Annotated in this window: 18 protein-coding genes; 16 read left to right on the forward strand and 2 right to left on the reverse strand. The window is 45.8% G+C overall.

The window, feature by feature from the left end:
* Positions 1-16: 16 nt before the first annotated feature.
* On the forward strand, positions 17-1,078 hold the full coding sequence (hisC, locus tag ARB69_RS15755; protein ID WP_050639976.1) for a histidinol-phosphate transaminase: 1,062 nt from the start codon (positions 17-19) through the stop codon (positions 1,076-1,078).
* Between the two features lie 80 nt (positions 1,079-1,158).
* On the opposite strand, the gene ARB69_RS15760 is transcribed toward hisC, so the two are convergent.
* Entirely contained in the window at positions 1,159-1,524 is a 366-nt protein-coding gene (locus tag ARB69_RS15760) for a helix-turn-helix domain-containing protein (protein WP_055154163.1), read from the reverse strand.
* Between the two features lie 249 nt (positions 1,525-1,773).
* Here ARB69_RS15760 and ARB69_RS15765 point away from each other — a divergent pair, with 249 nt between their 5' ends.
* From ARB69_RS15765 to ARB69_RS15810, 10 genes are all read left to right on the forward strand, one after another.
* The gene (locus tag ARB69_RS15765) at positions 1,774-2,232 is read left to right on the forward strand and encodes a hypothetical protein (RefSeq protein ID WP_025657269.1); all 459 of its coding nucleotides are present in this window, start codon (positions 1,774-1,776) and stop codon (positions 2,230-2,232) included.
* Between the two features lie 74 nt (positions 2,233-2,306).
* Positions 2,307-3,362: a flavodoxin-dependent (E)-4-hydroxy-3-methylbut-2-enyl-diphosphate synthase gene (gene ispG, locus ARB69_RS15770; RefSeq protein ID WP_055154186.1), complete on the forward strand. Its 1,056-nt coding sequence runs from the start codon at positions 2,307-2,309 to the stop codon at positions 3,360-3,362.
* A complete protein-coding gene (locus tag ARB69_RS15775; protein ID WP_055154165.1) occupies positions 3,350-7,858 on the forward strand; it encodes a PolC-type DNA polymerase III in 4,509 nt (1,502 codons plus the stop codon). The genes ispG and ARB69_RS15775 overlap by 13 nt, the downstream gene beginning before the upstream one ends.
* Before the next feature lie 184 nt (positions 7,859-8,042).
* The gene (gene glyA, locus ARB69_RS15780; protein ID WP_050639979.1) at positions 8,043-9,278 is read left to right on the forward strand and encodes a serine hydroxymethyltransferase; all 1,236 of its coding nucleotides are present in this window, start codon (positions 8,043-8,045) and stop codon (positions 9,276-9,278) included.
* Positions 9,279-9,506: 228 nt separating this feature from the next.
* The gene (locus ARB69_RS15785; protein ID WP_050639980.1) at positions 9,507-10,817 is read left to right on the forward strand and encodes a phenylacetate--CoA ligase family protein; all 1,311 of its coding nucleotides are present in this window, start codon (positions 9,507-9,509) and stop codon (positions 10,815-10,817) included.
* A gap of 3 nt (positions 10,818-10,820) precedes the next feature.
* A complete protein-coding gene (iorA, locus tag ARB69_RS15790) occupies positions 10,821-12,566 on the forward strand; it encodes an indolepyruvate ferredoxin oxidoreductase subunit alpha (protein ID WP_055154167.1) in 1,746 nt (581 codons plus the stop codon).
* Positions 12,567-12,568: 2 nt separating this feature from the next.
* On the forward strand, positions 12,569-13,138 hold the full coding sequence (locus ARB69_RS15795) for an indolepyruvate oxidoreductase subunit beta (RefSeq protein WP_050639982.1): 570 nt from the start codon (positions 12,569-12,571) through the stop codon (positions 13,136-13,138).
* Positions 13,139-13,155: 17 nt separating this feature from the next.
* A complete protein-coding gene (locus ARB69_RS15800) occupies positions 13,156-13,575 on the forward strand; it encodes an ACT domain-containing protein (RefSeq protein ID WP_050639983.1) in 420 nt (139 codons plus the stop codon).
* A gap of 42 nt (positions 13,576-13,617) precedes the next feature.
* Positions 13,618-14,952 carry a phenylacetate--CoA ligase family protein gene (locus tag ARB69_RS15805; RefSeq protein ID WP_050639984.1) on the forward strand — a complete coding sequence of 445 codons (1,335 nt, stop codon included), beginning with the start codon at positions 13,618-13,620 and terminating at the stop codon, positions 14,950-14,952.
* Positions 14,953-14,966: 14 nt separating this feature from the next.
* Positions 14,967-15,410 (forward strand): amino acid-binding protein, encoded by a 444-nt coding sequence (locus ARB69_RS15810; protein WP_025657278.1) that lies wholly within the window; start codon positions 14,967-14,969, stop codon positions 15,408-15,410.
* A gap of 911 nt (positions 15,411-16,321) precedes the next feature.
* Here ARB69_RS15810 and ARB69_RS15815 read toward each other — a convergent pair.
* Entirely contained in the window at positions 16,322-16,519 is a 198-nt protein-coding gene (locus tag ARB69_RS15815; RefSeq protein WP_009004038.1) for a cold shock domain-containing protein, read from the reverse strand.
* A gap of 262 nt (positions 16,520-16,781) precedes the next feature.
* On the opposite strand from ARB69_RS15815, the gene ARB69_RS15820 reads away from it, so the two are divergent.
* The 5 genes from ARB69_RS15820 to ARB69_RS15835 all read left to right on the forward strand — a co-directional run bounded on the left by ARB69_RS15820 (position 16,782) and on the right by ARB69_RS15835 (position 21,296).
* The gene (locus tag ARB69_RS15820) at positions 16,782-17,213 is read left to right on the forward strand and encodes an RrF2 family transcriptional regulator (RefSeq protein WP_055154169.1); all 432 of its coding nucleotides are present in this window, start codon (positions 16,782-16,784) and stop codon (positions 17,211-17,213) included.
* 166 nt (positions 17,214-17,379) lie between these two features.
* Positions 17,380-18,054: a transposase gene (locus tag ARB69_RS27755; RefSeq protein WP_242857614.1), complete on the forward strand. Its 675-nt coding sequence runs from the start codon at positions 17,380-17,382 to the stop codon at positions 18,052-18,054.
* A 103-nt stretch (positions 18,055-18,157) separates the two neighbouring features.
* Positions 18,158-19,087, forward strand: a complete 930-nt coding sequence (locus ARB69_RS27760; RefSeq protein ID WP_334291947.1) for a transposase — start codon at positions 18,158-18,160, stop codon at positions 19,085-19,087.
* 1,289 nt (positions 19,088-20,376) lie between these two features.
* Entirely contained in the window at positions 20,377-20,601 is a 225-nt protein-coding gene (locus tag ARB69_RS15830) for a helix-turn-helix domain-containing protein (RefSeq protein ID WP_055154171.1), read from the forward strand.
* Between the two features lie 2 nt (positions 20,602-20,603).
* Positions 20,604-21,296 (forward strand): hypothetical protein, encoded by a 693-nt coding sequence (locus ARB69_RS15835; RefSeq protein WP_055154173.1) that lies wholly within the window; start codon positions 20,604-20,606, stop codon positions 21,294-21,296.
* Positions 21,297-21,356: the final 60 nt, after the last annotated feature.

The raw sequence follows: 21,356 nt of genomic DNA on the forward strand, positions 1-21,356 counted from the left end.
GACAGGAGCAGCGAAAATGGAACCAAATGCAAAGTTGTTAGAAAATATACGTAAAGTAGAGCCTTATGTTCCCGGTGAACAGCCACAGGAAAAGGTAATCAAGCTTAATACAAATGAAAATCCCTATCCTCCGGCGCCCGGAGTGCTTGAAGCCTTAAAGCATCTGGATACAGACCGCCTGCGCCTTTATCCGGATCCGGCCTCGGGCACACTTGTGGAGGCGCTGGCAGCGTATTACGGTGTTAGCAGTGAACAGGTATTTGTTGGAGTTGGCTCTGATGATGTACTGTCAATGTGCTTTTTGACATTTTTCAATTCAAAAAAGCCGATTTTGTTTCCGGATATTACATATTCCTTTTATAAAGTATGGGCTGAGCTTTATCACATTCCATATGAGTGCCCGAAACTGGATAAAGATTTTCGTATCCGAAGGGAAGATTATTATAAAGAAAACGGGGGGATTATATTTCCCAATCCAAATGCTCCCACGGCCGTTTATGAGAACCTGGAGTTTGTTGAGGATATCTTAAAGCATAATCAGGATGTGATTGTGATCGTAGATGAAGCGTACATTGATTTTGCGGGAAGATCTGCGCTGGAACTTTTGGACAGGTACGAGAACCTGATCGTAGTGCAGACATTTTCAAAAGCGAGGTCTATGGCGGGGATGCGAATCGGATATGCCATCAGCAGCCCTGCTTTGATCAAATACCTGAATGATGTGAAGTATTCATTCAACTCTTATACCATGAATCTTCCGTCGCTTGTATGCGGGGCAGAAGCGGTAAAAGATAAAGTGTATTTTGATATGACAACAGCCAGTATCATAGAAACCAGAGAGTGGGCAAAGAAAGAACTGAGCAGTCTGGGCTTTCAGTTTCCCGATGCAAAAGCTAATTTTATATTTGCAGCTCACCCGGATTATGATGCGAAGAAACTGTTTGCTGCTCTGAAAAAAGAAAATATTTATGTAAGGTACTGGGGCAGCGAACGGATCGAGCAGTATCTGCGAATCACAGTAGGAACCAGAGAAGAGATGGAAGCACTTTTCACATTTCTGAAAAGCTATATGAGATAAATAGAAAACCGGAAGTCAGAATGTGTATTGAGACAGGAAACAGAGCTGTCAGAAATACATATTTTGACTTCCGGTTTGGTTTAGGATCCAGCTTCCATCCGTCCTTTTCCCTCATTTTGTTCTTTCAGCATCAGCAGATGCAGATATTCTTCCAGTTTCCGTTGGGATTCTGCGGAAAGATGAAGATAAGAGATCAGGATTTCACGCCCTTTTTCGGGAGAAGTACTGGTGGTTGTGATAAGTCCAAGTTTCGAACCCGTAAGCAGATAATCGGCCGATACACCGAAGTATGCGGCGATGCGCAGCAGACGTTCATAATCCGGCTGTTTGCCCTTCGTCTCATAGCCTGCGATTGTCGAGCGCGTCACCTTCAGATAATCAGCCAGTTCCTTCTGTGTGACATGGTTTGGTTCCCTTAGTAATTTCAATGTAGATGCAAACTTCATGATGGCACCTCCCAGAATATGGTATATTTTACCAGCTTGTTACAATTTATAGACAAATTGTGTCAAAAATCAACATAAGAAAAATAAAAGTGTCGATATGACACGTATTGATTCCTTGTTACTGTGCGCACCCGCAGGGTGTGAATAGTAACGATTTCTTACTGCTCAAATGCTGCAAAAGTGATACCCGTTGACACAGACCGGTAAAATTCGTATAATGAAATTGAGAAAAAGAAGGGAAGTATATGCATGATCGCAAAGAATAACGAAGAAAAAAGAAACCGGATCTGGAGGGCTGTAATGGCTGTTACAACTGTGCTGATCATCATCATAGCAGCCTTTTTCGTGATAAAGCTTTTTACTGCCAATCCAGTGGAAGGCAAGTGGAGCCATGAGGACAGCGGCCTGGTTATGTCGATCAGGGGGAATGGGACCGCAGTACTTGAATGGCCGGAAGAGTTCGAGAGCGAAGGCGTCTCTGTTGAGATGAGGTATAGTGTAGACAAAGATACAAAGACATTTACGCTGCGGTCGGATGACGAGGCGGTACAAAAGGCAGCGGATGCGTCGGACGGAACTGCTACAGCAGAAGGATTAAGTTCGGCAGTGAATTCGCTGGAGGGAACGTATGACTACAACATTGAAAAAAGTACGCTGACACTGACCGACAGAGAGTATGGAGATCAGATGATATTTGATAAAAAGTAACCGGAAAACAGGGAATTCACTCCCTGTTTTTCTACGATAAGACGGTGTGTGCAGAAAGGATAATTACGATGGAGATGTTAAGAGAAAAGACAAAAACAGTCAGAATAGGAGATGTCCTTATTGGGGGCGGGCATCCGGTTGCAATCCAGTCTATGACGAATACAAGAACCGAGGATGTGGAGTCTACAGCTGCCCAGATACAAAAGCTGGAGGCGGCAGGCTGCGAGATCATCCGCTGCGCAGTGCCTACGATGGAGGCGGCTTCTGCCTTAAAAGAGATTAAGAGGCAGATCCATATCCCGCTGGTTGCAGACATTCATTTTGATTACAGGCTTGCAATTGCGGCGATCGAGAACGGAGCAGATAAGATCCGGATCAACCCCGGCAATATCGGGAGCAGGGAACGTCTGCAGGCCGTCGTGAATAAGGCAAAGGAATATGAGACGCCGATCCGGGTGGGCGTCAACAGCGGTTCGCTGGAAAAACCACTGCTGGAGAAGTACGGCGGCGTGACCGCAGAGGGGATCGTGGAGAGTGCGCTGGACAAGGTCCGTATGATCGAAGAGATGGGATATGATAACCTTGTGGTCAGCATCAAATCTTCGGATGTAATGATGTGTGTGAAGGCCCACGAACAGATCGCTTCGAGGTGTCCGTATCCGCTCCATGTGGGGATCACAGAGGCGGGAACTGTTTACTCGGGAAATGTCAAATCTTCTGTGGGCCTGGGAATCATCCTGTACGAAGGCATCGGCGATACCATCCGTGTCTCCTTGACCGGAGATCCACTGGAAGAAATTAAAACGGCAAAGCTGATCTTGAAGACACTGGGGCTGCGCAAAGGCGGGATCGAAGTGGTGTCCTGCCCGACCTGCGGACGGACGAAGATTGACCTGATCAGCCTGGCAAACCAGGTTGAGAATATGGTGGCAGATATCCCCCTGGACATCAAGGTTGCCGTTATGGGATGTGTGGTTAACGGCCCGGGTGAGGCAAAAGAGGCAGATATCGGAATTGCAGGGGGAATTGGAGAAGGCCTTCTGATCAGGAAAGGTGAAATTGTAAAAAAGGTGAAGGAAGAGGAGCTTCTGGAAACCTTGCGGCAGGAGTTGTTAAATTGGAAAAGATAGGGAACGAAAAGATATTTTTTCATGTTTTTCCGACATTAAAAGTGGAAAATGATATCAAGATGCTTTTTAGCGATGTGGAGGTCTCGAAGATCACAACGAACTCAAAACGTGATTTTCTCCGTGTCCATATTTTCAGCACGCATCTGATCCAGAAAAAGCATATATGGCAGATGGAACAGAAGATTAAAGAGCAGCTTTTTGGCAATACGAGGGTGTCCATCCGCCTGGAAGAGCAGTATGCGTTGTCCGAGCAGTACACGGCGAGTACGCTTATGATGGAATACCGGGAAAGTATTGTGCAGGAGCTGAAGCAGCACAGCGTGCTGGCGGCAAGTATGTTTGAACAGGCAGAGATGCACTTTGAAGGCAGTGATATCCTGTATCTGGAGATGCTCAACACGATCGTATCCGAAGGGAAACGGGAGTATATCGTAGATCTGCTTCATGAGATCTATGAAAAGAGATTCCATATCAAAGCTGACATTAGGGTAACGTACCGCGAGGCGCAGGGAGAGCAGGACCGTCAGTATGAGGAGCAGCGGATCCAGCAGGAGATCAATGCCATATTTGAACGCAGGGCGAAGCAGAGAGGCGAAGAACCGGCAGAAGACAGCGCTGGCGGCCAGGGAGTAAAGAAAGAGGGGAATCAGGAAAAACGGGGAGACTCCGGGAAGAAAGGCGATTTCAAGAAGAAAGATTTCAAGAAAAAAGATTTCTACAGGCCGCTTAAGCAAGGCGATGACCCGAGTCTGATATACGGCAGGAATTTCGACGATGAGCCGATCACACTGGATCAGGTTGTTACTGAGATGGGAGAGATTACCGTCCACGGAAAGATTATTAATTTTGATACCAGGGAGATCAGAAATGACAAGACGATTCTGATGTTTGCAGTCACGGACTTTACCGACACGATAACGGTGAAGATGTTCACCAGAAATGATCAGCTGCCGGAACTGCTGGGGGATCTTAAAAAGGGCGTTTTCGTTAAAATCAAGGGGATCACAACCATTGATAAATTTGACGGGGAACTGACCATCGGCTCGGTGACAGGTATCAAAAAGAGCGGAGATTTTACTGTTACAAGAAAGGATCTGAGCCAGGTTAAGAGAGTGGAACTCCACTGCCACACAAAGATGAGTGATATGGATGGGGTATCTGAGGTAAAGGATATTGTGAAGCGTGCCCATGACTGGGGGCATCCTGCCGTTGCTATTACAGACCATGGCATTGTGCAGTCATTTCCGGATGCCAATCATTTTATCGAGACACTGGATAAGGATGATCCTTTTAAAGTGATTTATGGTGTGGAAGGCTATGTTGTAGATGATCTGACGGAGATCGCGGTAAATGCCGGGGATGAGCGGCTGGATGATACATATATCGTATTTGACCTGGAGACGACCGGCTTTAGCGCTATTAAGGATAAAATTATTGAGATCGGAGCGGTTAAGGTTGTAAATGGCGAGATTGTGGACCGGTTCAGCACCTTTGTCAATCCCAAAAGGCCGATCCCTTTTGAAATCACACAGCTAACAAGTATTACGGATGAAATGGTGATGGGATATCCGGACATAGAAACGATACTGCCGCAGTTTCTGGAATTTGCGGCGGGCGGGGTGCTTGTTGCGCACAATGCAGGGTTTGATGTGGGATTTATTGAGCAGAACTGCAGATATCAGGATATAGAGCCTGACTTTGTTTATGTGGATACGGTGGCTATGGCAAGAGTACTTCTGCCCACGTTGTCCAAGTATAAGCTGAACGTGGTGGCGAAGGCGCTGGGAATTTCCCTGGAGAACCACCACCGGGCGGTAGACGATGCAGCCGCGACAGCGGAGATATTCGTAAAATTTGTCCAGATGCTGAAAGAACAGAATATCACAACCTTAAAGGAAATGAACCAGTTTGGGGACATGAATCCGAATGCCATCCGCAAGCTGCCCACTTATCATATCATCATACTGATTAAAAATGATATCGGCCGGTATAACCTTTACCAATTAATCACCGAGTCCCATCTGACCTATTATGCAAGAAGGCCCAGAATCCCCAAAAGTGTACTGAACAAGTACAGGGAGGGGCTGATTGTAGGGAGCGCATGCGAGGCCGGAGAACTTTATCAGGCCATTTTGAACAATAAATCTGCGGAATCTATCGCAAGGCTGGCAGATTTCTATGATTACTACGAAATCCAGCCGCTCGGCAACAACCGGTTTATGATGGTCAGTGACAAGTTTCCGGATATCAACACTACGGAGGACTTAGAGGAGATTAACCGAAAGATTGTGGAACTGGGAGAAAAGTTCAAAAAGCCGGTTGTAGGAACCTGCGACGTGCATTTTCTGGATCCGGAGGATGAGGTGTACCGCCGGATTATCATGGCGGGCAAGGGATTCAGTGATGCGGATGAACAGGCGCCGCTGTATCTGCGGACGACGGAGGAGATGCTGGAAGAGTTTGAATATCTTGGTTCAGCAAAGGCCAGGGAGATTGTCATAGAGAATACGAACAAGATCTGCGATATGGTCGAGAAAATATCTCCGATCAATCCGAATAAGTGCCCGCCGGTGATCGCGAATTCGGAGCAGGATCTGAGGAATATCTGTTACAACAGGGCCCATGAAATCTATGGCGAAGACCTGCCGGAGCCGGTATCCACCCGTCTGGAGAAGGAACTGAACTCTATCATATCGAACGGGTACTCCGTCATGTATATCATTGCCCAGAAGCTGGTATGGAAATCAAATGACGACGGATACCTGGTAGGTTCCCGTGGTTCTGTCGGTTCTTCTTTTGTTGCCACGATGTCTGGGATCACAGAGGTGAATCCCTTAAGTCCGCATTATTACTGTGAGAAATGCCACTATAATGAATTTGACTCCCCGGAAGTAAAGGCATATGCAGGGGGCTGCGGCTTCGATATGCCGGACAAAATATGCCCGAACTGCGGAGAAATGCTGATTAAGGCGGGATTTGACATCCCATTCGAGACCTTCCTCGGCTTTAAGGGTGATAAAGAGCCTGATATTGACCTGAACTTCTCGGGAGATTATCAGGCAAAGGCACATAAGTATACGGAAGTGTTATTTGGGGAGGGACATACGTTCAAGGCCGGGACTATCGGAACACTTGCAGATAAGACCGCATTTGGTTATGTGAGGAACTATTACGAGGAACGCGGGCACAGAAAAAGAAAGTGTGAGATTGACAGAATTACGGTGGGATGCACAGGGATCCGCAGAAGTACGGGCCAGCATCCGGGAGGAATCGTCGTACTGCCTCACGGACACAACATCAATGAGTTTACCCCGGTGCAGCATCCGGCAAATGATATGACAACAGATATCATTACGACTCACTTTGATTATCATTCTATTGACCATAACCTTTTGAAGCTGGACATTCTTGGCCATGATGATCCTACTATGATCCGTACACTGGAAGAATATATCACTTCGGATGCCATGGACAATGAGTACAATGAGGAGAATCCGTTTATCGCCACCAATATACCGCTGGACGATAAGAAGGTGCTCTCCCTGTTCCACGATACAAGTGCTTTGGGGATCAAACCGGAGGATATAGACGGGTGCAACCTGGGATGCCTTGGAATTCCTGAGTTCGGGACAGACTTTGTTATTCAGATGGTACAGGATGCGAAGCCGCAGTCGCTTTCAGACCTGATCCGTATATCGGGTCTGTCCCACGGGACAAACGTGTGGCTGGGAAATGCACAGGAACTGGTAAAGTCAGGAAAGGCCACAATTTCTACCTGTATCTGTACACGTGATGATATCATGATCTACCTGATCAACCAAGGCGTGGACAGCGCGCTGTCTTTTACGATCATGGAGAGTGTGCGTAAGGGAAAAGGGTTGAAACCGGAGTGGGAAGAAGCCATGAAGGCGAAGAACGTGCCGGACTGGTACATCTGGTCCTGTAAACAGATCAGCTACATGTTCCCGAAGGCCCACGCGGCGGCGTACGTTATGATGGCTTACCGCATCGCGTACTGCAAGATTAATTATCCGCTGGCGTATTATGGCGCTTATTTTGGTATCCGTGCCAATGCATTTTCTTACGAAATCATGTGCCAGGGAAAAGACAAGCTGAATTATTATATAAAAGACTATAAACGCAGGGCGGATTCGCTCAGCAATAAAGAGCAGGATGTAGTAAAAGACATGAAGATCGTGCAGGAAATGTACGCCAGAGGCTATGAGTTCCTGCCCCTGGATATCTATAAGGCAAAGGCAACCAAATTCCAGATCATAGACGGGAAACTGATGCCGCCGCTCTCCAGTATCGAAGGGATGGGTGAGAAGGCCGCTGAGGCTGTGGAGGAAGCAGCCAAAGACGGGCCGTACCTGTCTCTGGATGATTTCAGACAGCGGACGAAGGTCAGCAAAACAGTCATTGATTTTATGGCGGAACTGGGGCTGTTTGGAGATCTGCCGCAGAGCAATCAGCTGTCGCTATTTGATTTTGGGTAGGGGAGAGTGTATTCTGCTTGGGGGATGCAAATGGCAAGGAGAGTCCGGAACGGGAGCAGCGGATGGAATAGAATTATGTATGGACTTAACGTTCTTGTTTATGCTATAATGTCCCCAATGGACTTTTACCGGGAGAATTTTTAATGATCCGGAAATGCTTAAAGATTTATGGAGGAGAAGAATTATGTACGGTTTCGAGGAAATCAAGAATGAAGATGTAGAGATTGCGGAAGCGATTCAGGCGGAGATGGACAGGCAGAATTCTCATATTGAGCTGATTGCTTCTGAAAACTGGGTTAGTAAGGCTGTTATGGCGGCCATGGGCAGCCCGCTGACGAATAAATATGCAGAAGGATATCCGGGAAAGAGATATTACGGCGGATGCCAGTGTGTGGATGTTGTTGAGAATCTTGCCAGAGAGCGGGCAAAAGAGCTCTTCCAGTGTGAATATGCCAACGTGCAGCCTCATTCCGGAGCACAGGCTAATATGGCAGCAATGTTTGCTATGGTAGAGCCGGGAGATAAAGTGATGGGTATGAACCTGGATCACGGCGGACATCTGACTCATGGTTCACCGGTTAATCTGTCAGGCAAGTATTTTGATTTCTCGGCGTATGGCGTGAATGACAATGGTGTCATTGATTATGATAAAGTACTTGAAATCGCTAAAGAAAATAAACCAAAGCTGATTATTGCTGGTGCAAGCGCTTATGCCAGGACCATCGACTTCAAGCGATTCCGTGAGATTGCGGATGAGGTTGGCGCATACCTGATGGTGGATATGGCGCATATTGCCGGCTTAGTGGCAGCAGGCATTCATCCAAGCCCGATCCCCTATGCACACGTGACGACCACCACAACACATAAGACCCTGCGCGGACCAAGGGGCGGTATGATTCTGTGCAGTGAAGAGATGAATAAAAAGTTCAACTTTAATAAGGCAGTCTTCCCGGGCATCCAGGGAGGCCCGCTGATGCACGTCATCGCAGCCAAGGCAGTCTGCTTCAAAGAAGCCCTGCAGCCTGAGTTCAAGACATACCAGGAACAGGTCGTGAAAAACGCCAAAGCATTGTGCAAAGGCCTGCAGGAAAGAGGAGTCAAGATCGTATCCGGAGCAACCGATAACCACCTCATGCTCGTAGATCTGACAGAGAACAACTTAAGCGGCAAAGAACTTGAAAAACGACTCGACGAAGCCCACGTAACCTGCAACAAAAACACCATCCCGAACGATCCCCGTTCTCCGTTCGTTACAAGCGGAGTAAGGCTTGGAACCCCAGCAGTCACCACCCGGGGAATGGTAGAAGAAGACATGGCAAAGATAGCAGAAATCATAGCCATGGTAATAGATGATGAAGCAAATGTCGAAAAAGCACAGGGAATGGTAGCAGAACTTACGAAAAAGTACCCGCTTATCTAATCCCCCAATGAGAAAGGATTGCAGGGCCAGGCAATCCTTTCTTTTTCCTTTTGCTGCCGCTAAGTCTGCGGACCGCCATACAAAACAGCACAGGCCTTTCCGTCCCCTTCCGCTTCTTCTTCCGCGTGAACCCCGTCCCCATAATTTTTCAAATTTAATGCTTTAATTCGTCAAAGCAGTGTGTTATACTATTGGATAACGAATGTGATGTTGAAGGAGGTTTTTACGATGATTTGGGCAAAGGAAGAGACTCTGCCAAGGGCCGAGATTGAGAAAATCCAATTGGAACGGTTACAGAAAACGGCAGCATATATTTATGAAAGGGTAGAGCCTTACCGTAAGAAGATGGATGAGGCCGGTGTGAAGCCAGGAGATATTCAGAGCCTGGAAGATTTAAAGAAGATGCCGTTTACATATAAAGCAGACTTCAGGGATCATTATCCCGACGGCCTTTTTGCGGTAGATAAAAAGGAGATTGTCAGGTACCATGCAAGCTCCGGGACCACGGGGAAACCAACCGTAGTGGCATATACGAAGAACGATCTGGATGTCTGGCTGAACAATGTGGCAAGAATCGCATGTATGGGCGGCGCAACATCAGAAGATGTAGCGCAGATTGCATTTGGATACGGTACTTTTACCGGCGCACTGGGACTGCATGGAGGACTGGAGAAGTTAGGGGCTTCCGTTATTCCAATGTCTTCAGGCAATACAAATAAACAGATTATGTTTATGCAGGATATGGGCGTGACACTGTTGGTAGCGACCCCTTCTTATGCGCTTCATCTTGGAGAGATCTTAAGGGAACGGGGAATTGACCCTTCAAAGGATCTGAAGATACATATCGGCCTGTTTGGCGGCGAAGGAATGACAGAACCCATGCGCGATGAGATGCATAAAGTCTGGGGGGATCAGTTTGTCTGTACACAGAACTACGGTATGAGCGAGCTGTGCGGACCCGGCGTATCAGGTGAATGTACGGAATTATGCGGTATGCATATCAACGAAGACTGGTTTATTCCGGAGATTATAGATCCTGAGACAGAGGAAGTCCTGGCTCCCGGTGAGACCGGAGAGCTTGTAATAACCTGCCTGTGCAAGGAAGCGCTTCCGCTTGTCCGTTACCGTACAGGAGATCTTACCAAACTGATGTATGAGCCTTGCAAATGCGGAAGAACAACGGTACGCATGGAAAATCTTTCAGGACGTGCGGATGATATGCTTGTAATCCGCGGTGTCAATGTATTCCCAAGCCAGATAGAAGAAGTCCTTTTGAGAATTGAGGAGATCGGGCCGCACTACGAGATTCTGGTCGAGAGAAAGAACCGTCTGGATGTTATGACAATCTCTGTTGAGCTGATCGACGACCGATTGCTGGACAGCTACGCGAAGTTAAGCGAACTGGAGCAGAGCATCAGAGCGTCTCTGAAGTCACAGCTTGGACTCGCAACACAGATCAGGCTGGTTGCCCCGAACTCGCTTCAGAGATTTGAGGGCAAGGCAAAGAGAGTGAAAGATTTACGAAAGGATGGATTATAAACTATGTCAGATAAAGTGATAATGCTGGGAAATGAGGCGATTGCCAGAGGCGCATATGAGGCCGGCATCAAAGTTTCCTCAGCCTATCCGGGAACCCCAAGTACAGAGATCAGTGAGTACATGGTTCAGTATAAAGATACTTTTTATGAAGAATGGGCGCCGAACGAAAAAGTAGCTGCTGAGGTGGCTGTAGGAGCCAGCATTGCAGGTGTGCGTGCGATGGCCTGCATGAAACACGTCGGCCTGAATGTGGCATCGGATCCGCTGTATTCCGTATCCTATATGGGCGTTAACGGCGGTCTTGTGCTTACGGTTGCCGATGATCCGGGTTTATACAGCTCCCAGAACGAGCAGGACACCAGAATGGTGGCAAGAGCAGCCCAGATCCCGGTGATCGAACCTTCTGACAGTGCGGAAGCAAAAGAATATATTAAGGCAGCTTTTGAACTGAGTGAGAAGTTTGACAGACCGTTTATTTACAGAATAACCACCAGGCTGGCACATTCACAGGGGTTGGTGGAGCTGTGTGACAGAGAAGAGATCGAAGATAAGCCTTACGTGAAAAACATCCGGAAAAATGTGATGATGCCGGGCAACGCAAAGCTGCGCCATGTGGAGATCGAAAGGCTCAATAAAGAGCTGGCCGAGGCCGCAAATACACTGCCGATCAACCGTGTGGAGATGAGCGACACGAAAATCGGAGTCATTACAAGCGGTATCCCTTATCAGTATGTAAAAGAGGCCCTTCCGCAGGCTTCCGTATTAAAACTGGGAATGGTCAATCCGCTTCCAAGAAAGATGATTGAGGAATTTGCAGCGAAAGTAGATACACTTTATGTTGTAGAAGAACTGGATCCGGTCATTGAAGAGCAGGTGAAGTCCTGGGGGATCAAGGCGGTCGGTAAGGAGATCTTTACCGTACAGGGAGAGTACAGCGCGAATATGCTGCGCAAAGCAATATTAAATGAGGAGCTGGATATCCAGCCTCCGGCAGATGCCCCGCAGCGCCCGCCGATCTTATGTCCCGGATGTCCGCACCGAAGTGTATACCATGTGCTGAATAAGCTGAAAATGCATGCGGCCGGAGATATTGGATGTTATACGCTGGGAGCAGTTGCGCCCTTAAGCGTAGTTGATACAACGATGTGCATGGGCTCCAGCATTTCCACCCTGCATGGCATGGAAAAGGCAAAGGGAAAGGAATACATCAAAGACTGGGTAGCCGTGATCGGTGATTCCACATTTTTACATACAGGTGTGAACTCCCTGATGAATATGGTTTATAATAAAGCGACAGGAACCGTGATGATTCTGGATAATTCCACTACCGGGATGACCGGGCATCAGGATCATGCTGCGACAGGAAAAACACTCCAGGGAGATCCGACTTATGCCATTGATATTGTGAAGCTGTGCCGCGCTATGGGTGTGAATCACGTGATAGAGGTAAATGCATTCGACCTGGACACACTGGAGAGGACAATCAAGGAAGAAGTCGCCAGAGATGAGGTGTCGGTCATCATCACAAAATCACCGTGCGTACTTCTGGACAAATCCAAAAAGCCGCTTTATACCGTGCATGAAGACAAATGCAAAAAGTGCGGTATGTGCATGAAGCCTGGATGTCCCGCAATGACGAAAAATGCAGATGGCACCATCCATATAGACGATACCATGTGTACGGGATGCGGCCTGTGCGAATCTCTATGTAAATTTGGCGCAATAGAACTGGTAAAGGCGGGTGAATAATCATGGCGACAAAGAATATTATGATTGTAGGAGTAGGCGGTCAGGGAACCCTGCTTACCAGCAGAATATTGGGAGGACTTACCATTGCAGGCGGCTATGATGTCAAACTTTCCGAGGTACATGGCATGGCTCAGAGGGGCGGCAGTGTTGTTACATTTGTGCGCTATGGCGAGCAGGTGGCGGAGCCGATCGTGGAAGAGGGGCAGGCGGATGTGATCATTGCATTTGAACGCCTGGAAGCCCTGCGGTATGCACATTTTCTGAAAAAGGACGGAGTTCTGATTGTCAATGACTGGCGGATCGATCCGATGCCGGTTGTAATCGGCGCGGCAGAATACCCGAAAAATATCCTGGAGACCCTGGAAAAAGAGTATAAGATCTATAAGGTAAACGCGACGGAGGAGTCCAAGAAGCTCGGCAATCCGAAAGTATTCAATCTGATTGTACTGGGGGTTGCAGCGCAGCATATGGACTTTACAAAAGAGCAGTGGTATGAGGTGATCGAAAAGACGGTTCCTCCAAAAACAATTGAAATCAATAAAAAAGCATTTGATGTAGGATACACATTATAAGGATAGGCGGTGAGAGGATGATTAAGCAGTTATCAGTATTTGTGGAAAACAGGCCGGGCAGCCTGATGCAGGTGACATCGGCGCTGACGGAGGCGCATATCAATATCAGGGCGATCGCTTCATTTGATACGCCTGAATTTGGAATTCTCAGGCTGGTGGTTGATAAACCGGCAGAAGCAAAGACCTATCTGACAAGCAGGGGATTTGTTGTCAGAATACACGACGTAATTGGTGTAGAACTCAAAGATGAAAAAGGAAACCTGAACCGGATGCTTTCCATACTTGCAGAAGGCAGGATCAACATCAATTATATTTATTCTTTTGTAATCCGCGAGGGAAGGGCGCCGGTTATGGTGTTCAACACAGATGATTTTGAAAAAGCTGCGCGTGTTCTGGAAGCAGCAGAGGTAAAAGTCGTAAAAGAAGCGGATCTATAAAATTACGGAAATATGGGAAAACAGATAAGGAGTTAAACGAAAATGGCGGCAGTGACATTAGAAAACTGGAAAGAGCGGATCTTTGACCCGGATATAGAATGCATGAGCAGTGACGAGATGGCTGCTCTGCAGAGCAGACGTCTGGCTGATGTAGTAGAAAGAGTATACAACAATGTAGATTTCTACCGTAAGAAAATGAAGGACCTTGGAGTAGAACCGGGGGATATCAAAGGAATTGAGGATATTAATAAACTTCCATTTACGACAAAGGAAGACCTGAGGGATAACTATCCGTTCGGGCTTCTGGCAATCCCCAAAAAGGATGTTGTCCGGGTTCAGGGCACATCAGGAACGACAGGGAAGCTGACTCTGGCGTCCTATTCGCAGAAAGATGTGGATGTGTGGGGCGAATGTGTGGCCAGATGCCTGACAATGGCCGGACTGACAGAGGAAGATATCATCCACGTATGCTATGGCTACGGATTATTTACAGGCGGAATGGGTCTGGACTTTGGGGCTAAGGCGCTTGGAGCGACAGCGATCCCGATGTCAGCGGGAAATACCAAACGCCAGATGATGTGTATGGAAGATTTCGGTTCAACAGCATTCGCATGTACCCCTTCCTATGCACTGCATCTTGCGGAATCCCTGCAGGAGGCTGGCGTTGTGGACCGTCTGAAACTGAAGGCCGGGATTCACGGCGCAGAGCCATGGACCGAGGAGATGCGCAAGAAAATTGAAAGTATTCTGCATATCAACTGCTTTGACATTTACGGATTATGTGAGATTACGGGCCCTGGAGTCGCACAGGACTGCATCCATCACAGAGGTCTGCACATCAATGTTGACTATTTCTATCCGGAGGTACTTAATCCGGTAACTCACGAGGCTTGTGCAGACGGTGAGACAGGAGAACTCGTATTTACAACATTGGCAAAAGAGGCGATGCCGCTGTTAAGATACCGCACGAAGGATCTGACCAGTATTGACCACAGCACTTGTGACTGCGGCAGAACCACACCTAGGATCTCCAAGTTTACGGGACGTACAGATGACATGAAAGTCATCCGCGGCGTCAACGTATTCCCGACACAGGTTGAGACAGCGCTCCTTGGCATGGGCGGCGCAGTTGCACCGCATTACCTCATGATTGTGGACAGAGAGGATAATCTGGACGTCCTGACGGTTATGGTGGAGGTCGATGAGAGCATGTTCTCAGACGAGATCAGAAAACTGGATGCGCTGAAAGCAAAGATCGGCGCAGTTTTGAAACAGGCGCTTGGAGTTTCCGTCCGCGTGAAGCTGGTTGAGCCTAAGACAATACAGAGAAGCGAAGGTAAAGCAGTACGTGTTATAGATAAGCGTAACCTGCAGTAGAGGAGGTAAGCACGATGGGAATCACAATACAACAATTATCAGTATTCTTGGAAAACCGGGAGGGACGTCTGGACGAAGTGCTTGCAGTGCTGGCCAGCAACGATGTGAATATCGTTGCACTGAGCCTGGCAGATACATCAGATTACGGAATGCTCCGCATGATTGTATCCGACCCGAACAAGGGAAGAGCGGTGCTTAAAGACAATGGAATTACAGCCATGCTGACAGACGTTGTGGCGCTTCGGGTGCCTCACGCGACGGGATCCTTAAGCAAGGCAATGCATCAAATTGTAGAAGGCGAAGTCAATATCGAATACATGTATGCATTTGCAAATGGCACAGACGCATCGGCGGTATTAAAAACAGACGATCCGGCAAGGGTGGTTGATATCTTAAGGGGAAGCGGATTCGACGTCTGGGAGGCGGCGGAAGCGTATGTTTCTAATGTGAGCTTGTAGGTAGGGCGTATTTGGCTGGTATGGGGACGCCCCGTGAACCGGACACAGGGGTGTCTGGAAACGGGGGAGATGCTGCAAGCTGGAGTAACGGAAAAAAGAAGGAAAACCGGGGCAGACCTGGCCACATCACCCAAAGTCTTGATGACTTTGAGTGCTGGGGCCAGGGAGATCTGTGATTTGTGATCACAGATCTCACCACGGTTTTCCTTCTTTTTTCCGTAACTCCAGCTAACAGCATCTCCTACGCTTCCAGACACCCCTGTGTCCGGTTCACGGGGCTGGACGCATCAAGGCGGTTAATAGCGCCATACCCGTGGGGGAGCAGACGGGGGCGGCGGATTGAGTTGGTTGGTATGGGCAGAGATTCAGTAAGCTGCAGTAAAATTACTAAATACGATGTGCTCCGGGTATCCGGTTCAATCCGTCTCTACCGTTTAGGAGTACCTTCCGAGTCTTTTTATAGTTACCGGATGCGAGCAGCCAGCCTGGATGGGGAGCGGGAGGCGGGCTTGAGCAAAGTGGATGGGGGCTGGGGGTTTAGAACGCGCGGTTTAGAAGTGCTTACGTAAAAGAAGCCGCCCGCGAGGGATGGGAAGTGATTTTCCAAAATCACTTCCCAGTACAATCTAAGGCGGGAAAGCATCAGGCTTTCCCGCTGTATGTTGTACGTGCCCTCGCGGGCGGCTTCTTTTGCGTTAGTCATTCTCCGCAAGTGGGTTACCCCCAGCCCCCATCCACTTTGCTCAAGCCCGCCTCCCGCTCCCCCATCCAGGCGGGCGTCCCCTTCCAACACACAAAAAAAGCACCCGGAATATCCGGGCACTCTTTTTTTAATCTCATTTCTCTGTATTTCTTTTAAATATTAAATCTGATGCTAATTTATATATTTAAAGGTACATTTAAAATTATGATTAAAGTTTTGTTACATTGACTGCCTGCGGTCCTTTAGCGCCGTCTGTTACATCGAACTCAACTGCCTGGCCTTCTTCTAAAGATTTGAATCCATCCATCATTAATCCTGAGTAGTGTACGAATACGTCATTTCCCTCTGAGTCAGAGATGAATCCATAGCCTTTTTGGTTGTTAAACCATTTTACTGTACCTGTCATTGTGTTGCCCTCCATAAATAAAAAAATAAATAATAAAGTGTTCGCAATGCTCATTTCTATTATGAGCAATGCTGTATTATCGTAGCATATTTAACAATGAAAGTCAATGTGTTTGTGAAAAAATCCATAAAAATATACAAAAAGTGTCGAAAAATTACGGATTATCTGTGAACTGCGTGACTGTTTGAAAAGTAAGATTGTTTTTTATGCGGGTTTTGTTTAAAATACATATAGTAAGTAAAACAAAGGAGTGTAGCTTAAAATGAAAATGTCGACAAAGGGACAGTATGCTCTGGAGATTGTGGCAGATCTTGCACTGCATTCCGGCAGGGACCATCTCGAGAGCCTGAAGAATATAGCGGAGAGACGGAAGTTGTCTGAAAAATATCTGGAACGGATAGTAAAGGCCCTGAAAGAAAAGGGAATCGTAAAGAGTGTTCGTGGTGCTTACGGAGGATACTGCCTTGAAAAAGAAGCCGAAGAACTGACCGTGCTGGAGGTACTGACGGCAGTAGAGGGTGAACTGGCTCCGGTGCACTGCCTTACCAGAGAGAGCAATTGCGGGATAGACTGCGGATTGTGCCCAACCAGAAACACATGGGAAGAAATGTGGAAGACGATGAATAATGCGGTAGGCAGGGTTACAATTGCGGATATCATCCGGGGGGAGAGGGGGAGACTGTCCGAAAACTAAACTAGTCAATACTTATTGATTGCAAGGTTGAATCACCCGTAAAAAGGTGTTTAACATAGATGTTTTGTACATTGAAAACTGAATAAAGCACACAGAAAGCACAGATTTCCGGCTCCAAATGTAGTATAATGAATACAGTAAAAACTGTATTTAGAGGTGACGGATTATGCCATATGTATCAACATTTAACCGAAATCAGATGATGGTCTGTTCCTGGGATTCTTTTGTAGATCAGGAGAGTATAGCAAGACTTATAGATGCTTTTGTAAACAGCCTTGACTTAACAAAATATCATGTAAAAAAGGCGGCGAAAGAAGGCCGGCCGGCATATGACCCGAAAGGAATATATAAGCTTTATATCTACGGGAACCGTAAAAGGATCCGTTCTTCCCGTAAATTAGCGGAAAGCTGTAAAATTAATCTGGAAGTAAAGTGGATGCTTGGAGGTGTAGAACCAGATTTCCGCACGATTTCAGATTTTCGGAAAGATAACATTGACAGCCTGAAAGAAATTTTCCATGAATTCAACCGCCGGATTTCCGGAGCAATAGAATGGGGATTCACTTCTGTCGATGGGAGTAAGTTCCAGGCAGACAATTCCAAGGACAGGAACTTCACTAAGAATAAGCTGGATGACCGGATCAAGTGGCTGAATGCCCATACGGATGAGTATCTCAGAATTCTGAAGGACATGGACGAACAGGACGAACTTGCGGAGACACCGGAGAAACTTACCCGGGAAGTGATAGAGGCAAAGCTGAAGGAAGCACAGGAACGCCTGGAAAGATACGAATCGTACCAGAAGCTGATGGAGGAAACCGGGTATCCCAGTTGTCCCTAACGGATGCAGATGCAAGGCTGATGAAAAACAAAATGGGTTTGCAGTATCCTACAATCCACAGACAGCCGTAGATTCAGAAACCCATCTAATCCGGGATTTCAAAATGACTAACCAGGTAACCGACCATGGAATGCTGGGTCCGACGATGGAAGACATCCGTGAAGATACACCGGGAGAGATTCTGGAGGTGGCAGCCGATAAAGGCTATGAAAATGAGAAAGATATAATCAGCTGCCTGGAGAATGGAATCATTCCCCATGTCATAATGGATGATGGAAAAGACGGATACGAACTGGAAATCCCATATGAGGAAGCAGAAGCGGATACAGTCAGTACAGAACCTGCCGAATTGGCGAAAAGCCTTCATGCCGGAAAAGTACCGGAGGCATATAAAGAGATCCTTTCAGGTATGGAAGTAAAAGAGGTACGGCGAAAAGTGAAAGAGGAACCGGCAGAATCGGAAAAAGCAGGGTCTGTATATGGAACACCAAAGGAGATGCAGGAGAGGGCGAAGGAAGGATATTATATACGGGATCCGGAACGGAATCTGGTATATTGCCCGGCGGGAGAAATCTTAAGGCAGAAATGCATAAAGAAGAATGGGAACATCCGATACGCCAATAAAAATGCCTGTAAGCACTGTAAAAACAGGAACAAGTGCTATAAGGGAAAAGGCGGATGGAAAGAGATAGATTTTACAAAAGATACACTGGAAAAACCGTGTAAGGAGTGGCTGCAGGCAGAAGGGAAGCCTTGTGAGGCTCCAAAGCAGACTGCCAGAAGCCATTTTGAAAAGGTAAAGGTTGTAAAATTTTACTTTAAACCAAGTCATAAGGTAATGTCTCAGAGGATGTGCCTGTCAGAGCATCCGTTTGGAACGATAAAAAGAGCAATGGGAGCCACCTATTTTCTGCTGAGAGGCTTGAGGAAGGTGGCAGGTGAATTTGCGCTCTTTTGCCTAGGATATAATATAGAAAGAGCTAAAAATCTTCTGGGATTCAAGAAAATGATGGAACTGATGGCAGGGGCATAAGCTTCTTTTCTTTCCATACGTGTGTTTTATTCAGTTTTCAATGGCACATGAGAAAGAAAGGGGCTAATTTTATGCTCAAAAATAAGGTTTTCGGACAAGCTGGGGGGCTCCAAGCGGTAGATAGCTGGTTTCCCCGGTTGGGAGGCCTGCACGAGGTACAGCGAATGGTTATGAGCTTTGCGTATCTGTATTCTGTTAATATAAGATTGATCTGTTTAGGGTTCGGTATATAATATTTTTCCAAGATTTAAAGAGTAAGAGCTTCAAGCTATAAGCTGTAAAATTAGTTATTATAAAGTTTATTATTGTTTGCTTATCGCAGTTAATTATTTCTGTGTAGCCTTTGCACATCCGCCGCACTTGGGCTGGAATCCCATCATCTCCGCTTGTGAAAAGTAGTGGAAACCCAGTATTTATTTGAGTTTCCGCTGCCTTTAGTTTAAGTAATTTTTGATTGCACTTTTCGAGTAGTCAGGAACTCTTGATTTGAGCGGGGGTGCGGCTAATTTGTTATCTTACGGCAGTTGGCCTGCTTGGATGCCTCCTACCTATTTTCAAGGCTTCCGGTAGTAAGAATATAAGAGTTTCAGGTCGTTGAAATTTCTTTGTGTCCGTCGAACATTCTGATCCCTTCATCATTTAAAACGTGTGATGAGTACATGTTGGATAAGCAGGTTTTACGAATGTAATGATTGCCCTTTTTGTCGTTTTGATTTTCTTGTTTTCCTGACGTAAGGCGTTATTTAACATATTGTCAATCCGGTCTCTCCCCACAAGAATTAGTCAGCTAGATACAATTCTTCTGCATTTTTCAATAATTTTTGTAGATCATCAATGGTTTTATAGATGGCTTGGATTAAGGAACTGGACATGTTTTGTATTTGGTGAAGAATTATTCTTCATCGTTGCAATGTTCCGATTCAAGGTCTAGTTAAAAACCGGCATGTATGCCTAGCTCTATGCAGACGTGCTCGTATTTGGAAATTGTCTTGTTAATGGTAGAGTATAGTTTTGTACATCTTCTTGATCATACTATTAAACAATAACATTTCATTTCTTGAAAGCAATTCTAATTCTGATATAATAACCTATAGTTGAGTAATTGGATTCAGTTATACCGTAGAGAAGTAAGAATTCAGTAAGTGACTGTATACTTGATTATTTAAGGACATCGTTTATATAGTTCATAATTTCCAATTTTTTTTAAATAAGAGTAGAGTTTATAACTCTATAAGTTAATAGAGTTTATTGCTCTACGATAGAATGTGTAGTTAAAGAGGTGAGTGAATATGGGATATATTAAAATTTTACGAGCACTACGTGAAGATAATGATTATACTCAAAAACAAATTGCCGAAATACTTAATATAGGACAGAGAACATATGCTGATTATGAATTAGGTAAGACTAGAATTCCTTTGGATTCTATAATTAGGCTGGCAAAGTATTATGATGTAGATATGAGTTATATATGTGGGGTTACTTCTAAAAAATCAAAATTTCCAAGAGATTAAGAATGAGGATAAAACCAATGGTTTATAATCAATATACTAAAAATAGATCGAGAAATATTATTTTGAGACATGCAGTTCAAGCATTAACGGATAATAGAAATGAAGCAGCTTGCTTAAGTGAATATTATGTACGAGATATTTATGAATTCTTTTGTGATAAAAATGATGGACGAGATTTTGAAGAAATTCAGAAGATAGATATCAATTATATTAAAGAGTGGGAAAGACAACGAAGAATTGAGGTGGGATATAAGAAACCAGAGGAGTTGAATATTTGTTACTTGGCCGGTCCAGAGCCGCAGAATGATTTTAATGTATTAATTTCTCTAGGGGTTTTACCACAAAATATTTGGGCATTTGAGAGTGATAAAGATACTTATAGTATAGCATTAGAAAATTACAACAGTTCTAATTTTGCTCAACCTAAAATTATAAGAATGTCAATAGAGAATTTTTTTGCACATACTCCTAAAAAATTTGATATTGTATATATAGATGCTTGTGGAACAGTTATTTCTAATAAGCATGCACTAAGGTGTATTTCAACCTTACTAAAATACCATAGGCTGAATTCCCCGGGAATGTTAATAACTAATTTTGCGGGCTTAGACAAAACAAACAGTTCCGAAATATCTATATATACAGAACTAATGGCTAGGTACTTTTTGACGAAAACGTATACGGTAAATCACTAGTACCGTGCTAGTTTTATCTATCTATGAGATAATAACTCCAGAAAACTACAAGTTTTTTAA

Source organism: Faecalicatena contorta, from assembly GCF_001404335.1.
Taxonomy (GTDB): Bacteria; Bacillota; Clostridia; order Lachnospirales; family Lachnospiraceae; genus Faecalicatena; species Faecalicatena contortus_B.